Raw genomic sequence first — 4,855 nt, forward strand, 5'->3', positions numbered from 1 at the left:
AGTCATGATAATAGGGCCTTCTGATTAGAAGGCCCTATTATCAATGATTTTTATCCTCGTGACGACACTATCTAAGTTAAAAAACAAAAAAAGTCCGCAATTACGCGGACTTAAATATGGTTTAGTGCCTGTTAGTGCCAGACGTTGTCGGTCGGGAAATCATTCCCACTCAATCGTCGCTGGCGGCTTACCGCTGATGTCGTACACCACGCGAGAAATACCGTTCACTTCGTTGATGATGCGGTTGGAAACACGGCCGAGGAAATCGTACGGCAGGTGCGCCCAGTGCGCGGTCATAAAGTCGATGGTTTCAACGGCACGCAGGGAGACAACCCAATCGTATTTACGCCCATCGCCCATTACGCCAACGGAACGTACCGGCAGGAAGACGGTGAAGGCCTGGCTGACTTTGTTGTACAGGTCGGCTTTATGCAGCTCTTCGATGAAAATTGCGTCGGCACGACGCAGCAGGTCGCAGTACTCTTTTTTCACTTCGCCCAGTACTCGCACTCCCAAACCCGGACCCGGGAACGGGTGACGGTACAGCATGTTGTACGGCAGACCCAGCTCCAGACCAATTTTACGCACTTCGTCTTTGAACAGCTCACGCAGCGGTTCAACCAGCCCCATCTTCATCTCTTTCGGCAGGCCGCCCACGTTGTGGTGAGATTTGATGACGTGTGCTTTACCGGTGGCGGATGCGGCGGATTCAATTACGTCAGGGTAAATCGTACCCTGCGCCAGCCACTTCACGTCGTCCAGTTTCAGCGCTTCTTCGTCGAAGATTTCAACGAACACGCGACCGATGATTTTGCGTTTGGCTTCCGGATCGTTCTCGCCCGCCAGTTCGCTCAGAAAGCGTGATTCGCCTTCGACGTGAACAATATTGAGACCGAAATGGTCACCGAACATGTCCATCACCTGCTCGGCTTCATTCAGACGCAGCAGGCCGTTATCCACGAAGATACAGGTCAGTTTTTTACCTATGGCACGGTGCAGCAGCATCGCGGTCACAGAGGAGTCAACGCCACCGGACAGGCCGAGGATCACTTTATCGTCGCCAACCTGCGCACGGATGCGTTCGATAGCGTCGTCGATGATTTTCGCCGGCGTCCACAGGGCTTCGCACTGGCAGATATCGATAACGAAGCGCTCCAGCATGCGCAGGCCCTGACGGGTATGCGTCACTTCCGGGTGGAACTGCACGCCGTAGAAGCGTTTTTCTTCGTTAGCCATAATGGCAAACGGGCAGGTCTCGGTGCTGGCAACGGTCACGAAGTCAGACGGAATCGCCGTCACTTTATCGCCGTGGCTCATCCACACATCCAGCAGCGGTTTGCCGTCTGCGGTCAGGGAATCTTCGATACCGCGAATCAGGGCGCTGTCGGTCAGAACTTCAACCTGTGCATAGCCGAATTCACGCTCGCTGGAACCTTCTACATGGCCACCCAACTGCATCGCCATGGTCTGCATGCCGTAGCACACGCCAAATACCGGCACACCAGCTTCAAATACGTACTGCGGTGCGCGCGGGCTGTTATCTTCGGTGGTGCTTTCCGGACCGCCGGAAAGAATGATGCCGCTTGGGTTGAATTCACGAATCTGTGCTTCGGTGACATCCCATGCCCACAGTTCACAGTAAACACCGAGCTCACGCACGCGGCGGGCAACGAGTTGTGTGTACTGAGAACCGAAATCGAGGATAAGAATGCGATGTTTATGAATGTTTTCCGTCATTGACGCTAATTCCGAGGCAAGTGAAACAAAATCGCCCGGCTTAGAGCCGGGCGTGGAAATTATCAGGAGCCCATACGGTAGTTCGGGGATTCCTTGGTGATGGTCACATCGTGGACGTGGCTTTCCTGGATGCCCGCACCGCTGATACGCACGAATTCCGCTTTAGTGCGCAGCAGGTCGATGGTACCACAGCCGGTCAGACCCATACAGGAACGCAGGCCGCCCATTTGCTGGTGAATGATCTCTTTCAGGCGACCTTTGTATGCCACGCGACCTTCGATACCTTCCGGCACCAGTTTGTCAGCGGCGTTATCGCTCTGGAAGTAACGGTCAGAGGAGCCTTTAGACATCGCGCCCAGAGAACCCATACCGCGGTAAGATTTATAGGAACGGCCCTGGTAGAGTTCGATTTCACCCGGGGATTCTTCGGTACCTGCCAGCATGGAGCCAACCATCACCGCCGCCGCACCTGCTGCGATCGCTTTGGCGATGTCGCCAGAGAAGCGGATACCGCCGTCGGCGATAACCGGAATACCGGTGCCTTCCAGCGCTTCAACCGCGTCGGATACGGCAGTAATCTGCGGTACACCTACGCCGGTAACGATACGGGTAGTACAGATGGAACCAGGGCCGATACCGACTTTCACCGCGCTGCAACCGGCTTCCGCCAGCGCACGTGCGCCAGCACCTGTTGCCACGTTACCGCCGATGATTTGCAGGTCCGGATATTTTGCACGGGTTTCACGAATACGTTGCAGAACGCCTTCGGAATGGCCGTGAGAGGAGTCAATCAGCAGAACGTCAACGCCCGCCGCAACCAGCGCATCAACGCGCTCTTCGTTGCCCGAACCCGCGCCAACCGCAGCACCCACGCGCAGACGGCCTTGCTCATCTTTACAGGCGTTCGGTTTACGTTCCGCTTTCTGGAAGTCTTTTACGGTGATCATGCCGCGCAGACGGAACTTATCGTCAACAACCAGCGCTTTCTCAACGCGTTTTTCGTGCATTTTCGCGAACACAACATCACGCGCTTCGCCTTCGCGAACGGTGACCAGACGCTCTTTCGGGGTCATGTATACGCTAACAGGCTGATTCAGATCGGTGACAAAACGAACGTCACGACCGGTAATGATGCCGACCAGCGAATTGTCTTCGGCAACCACCGGGTAACCGGCAAAACCGTTACGCTCGGTCAGTTCTTTCACTTCGCGCAGGGTGGTGGTTGGCAGGACTGTCTGAGGATCTTTAACCACGCCGGACTCGTGTTTTTTCACACGACGAACTTCATCAGCCTGGCGTTCGATGGACATATTTTTGTGGATAAAACCAATGCCGCCTTCCTGTGCCAGGGCGATTGCCAGGCGCGCTTCCGTAACGGTGTCCATTGCTGCGGAGAGCATCGGAATATTCAGACGAATAGTTTTCGTGAGCTGAGTGCTCAGATCGGCAGTATTCGGCAGAACGGTTGAATGAGCGGGAACGAGGAGGACGTCGTCAAACGTCAGGGCTTCTTTAGCGATACGTAGCATGGGCAATATCTCTGACCTGGGGGTGGTTAAATATTGCCGTGGCATTATACAGAGCGTAACCGATTGCTACCACATTTTTTTGCGAAAAATACTTGCGCTCATCTCTGAGCGGGTTACTATCGACTGAATAACCTGCTGATTTAGAATTTGATCTAGCTCACATGTCATCTCTTCAAAGCCCCTCAATTTTTACAGTTAGTCGACTGAATCAAACAGTGCGTAGCCTGCTGGAACGCGAAATGGGCCAGGTTTGGATCACCGGTGAAATCTCCAATTTCACGCAGCCTTCCTCCGGCCACTGGTATTTCACGCTGAAAGATGACACGGCGCAGGTTCGCGGTGCGATGTTCCGCAACAGCAACCGTCGCGTGACCTTCCGTCCGCAGCATGGTCAGCAGGTTCTGGTTCGCGCTTCCGTTACGCTCTATGACCCGCGCGGCGACTATCAGATAATCGTTGAAAGCATGCAGCCCGCAGGTGAAGGCCTGCTACAGCAGAAATATGAGCAACTGAAAGCGGCGCTGTCAGCGGAAGGGCTTTTCGATCAGCAGTTCAAACAAGCGTTGCCGACACCGGCCCACTGTATCGGCGTGATCACCTCGAAAACCGGGGCCGCACTGCACGACATTCTCCACGTTCTGAAACGCCGCGATCCCTCCCTGCCAGTGGTCATTTACCCCACCGCGGTACAAGGTGACGATGCGCCGGGACAAATTGTGCGGGCCATTGAACTGGCGAACGCGCGTCAGGAATGTGACGTGCTGATTGTAGGCCGTGGCGGTGGCTCGCTGGAAGATTTATGGAGCTTTAACGACGAACGAGTAGCGCGCGCCATTTTTGCCAGCCGCATTCCGGTAGTCAGCGCCGTCGGCCACGAAACCGATGTCACTATCGCGGATTTCGTGGCGGATTTACGCGCCCCTACCCCGTCCGCCGCAGCGGAAATCGTCAGCCGTAACCAGGCTGAACTGTTGCGCCAGATCCAGTCCGCACAGCAGCGTCTGGAAATGGCGATGGATTTCTTTATGGCGAACCGGACGCGTCGCTTTACTCAGCTCAACCATCGCCTGCAGCAGCAACACCCGCAACTGCGACTGGCGCGTCAGCAAAACGTGCTTGAACGCCTGCAGCAGCGTATGCGTTTTGCCATTGAGAATCGCCTTAAGCAGGCATCAACCCGTCAGCAACGTCTGACTCAGCGCCTGAGCATACAAAACCCGCAGCCACAGCTACACCGCGCGCAAACGCGGGTTCAGCAACTGGAATTCCGTCTGGCCCAGGCCATTCAAATCCGCATGAGCACAACGCGTGAACGTTTTGGCAGCGCCATCACCCATCTTGAAGCCGTCAGCCCACTGGCCACGCTGGCGCGCGGCTACAGCGTCACAACCACCGGTGATGGCAAAGTGCTGAAGAAAACGACGCAGGTGAAAGCAGGCGATACGTTAACGACGCGTCTGAAAGACGGCTGGCTGGAAAGCGAAGTCAAAACCATCGTTCCCGCGAAAAAGACATAATAAATATCCTCCGGCATAGCCGGAGGTTTTTCTGATGCGCCTATAAGGCTCTCTTACCAGCCGCGCCCTAAC

At 55.3% G+C, this 4,855-nt stretch carries 3 protein-coding genes; 1 reads left to right on the plus strand and 2 read right to left on the minus strand.

Annotated features, from left to right (window positions below):
• Positions 1-159: 159 nt before the first annotated feature.
• Positions 160-1,737, minus strand: a complete 1,578-nt coding sequence (guaA, locus tag ACSZPU_RS23395; protein ID WP_499003804.1) for a glutamine-hydrolyzing GMP synthase — start codon at positions 1,735-1,737, stop codon at positions 160-162.
• Between the two features lie 62 nt (positions 1,738-1,799).
• On the minus strand, positions 1,800-3,266 hold the full coding sequence (gene guaB / locus ACSZPU_RS23400; protein WP_499003808.1) for an IMP dehydrogenase: 1,467 nt from the start codon (positions 3,264-3,266) through the stop codon (positions 1,800-1,802).
• 161 nt (positions 3,267-3,427) lie between these two features.
• Between guaB and xseA the strand changes: the two genes are divergently transcribed.
• Positions 3,428-4,783 (plus strand): exodeoxyribonuclease VII large subunit, encoded by a 1,356-nt coding sequence (gene xseA, locus ACSZPU_RS23405; protein ID WP_499003810.1) that lies wholly within the window; start codon positions 3,428-3,430, stop codon positions 4,781-4,783.
• Positions 4,784-4,855: the final 72 nt, after the last annotated feature.

The sequence above is a fragment of the Phytobacter sp. V69 genome (genome assembly GCF_965644215.1).
Classification (GTDB): domain Bacteria; phylum Pseudomonadota; class Gammaproteobacteria; order Enterobacterales; family Enterobacteriaceae; genus Phytobacter.

What these genes read in the sequence shown, in the direction of transcription:
- guaB (WP_499003808.1), bottom strand. Translation starts at nt 3,266, where the DNA reads ATGCTACGTATCGCTAAAGAAGCCCTGACGTTTGACGACGTCCTCCTC.
- guaA (WP_499003804.1), bottom strand. Translation starts at nt 1,737, where the DNA reads ATGACGGAAAACATTCATAAACATCGCATTCTTATCCTCGATTTCGGT.
- xseA (WP_499003810.1), top strand. Translation starts at nt 3,428, where the DNA reads ATGTCATCTCTTCAAAGCCCCTCAATTTTTACAGTTAGTCGACTGAAT.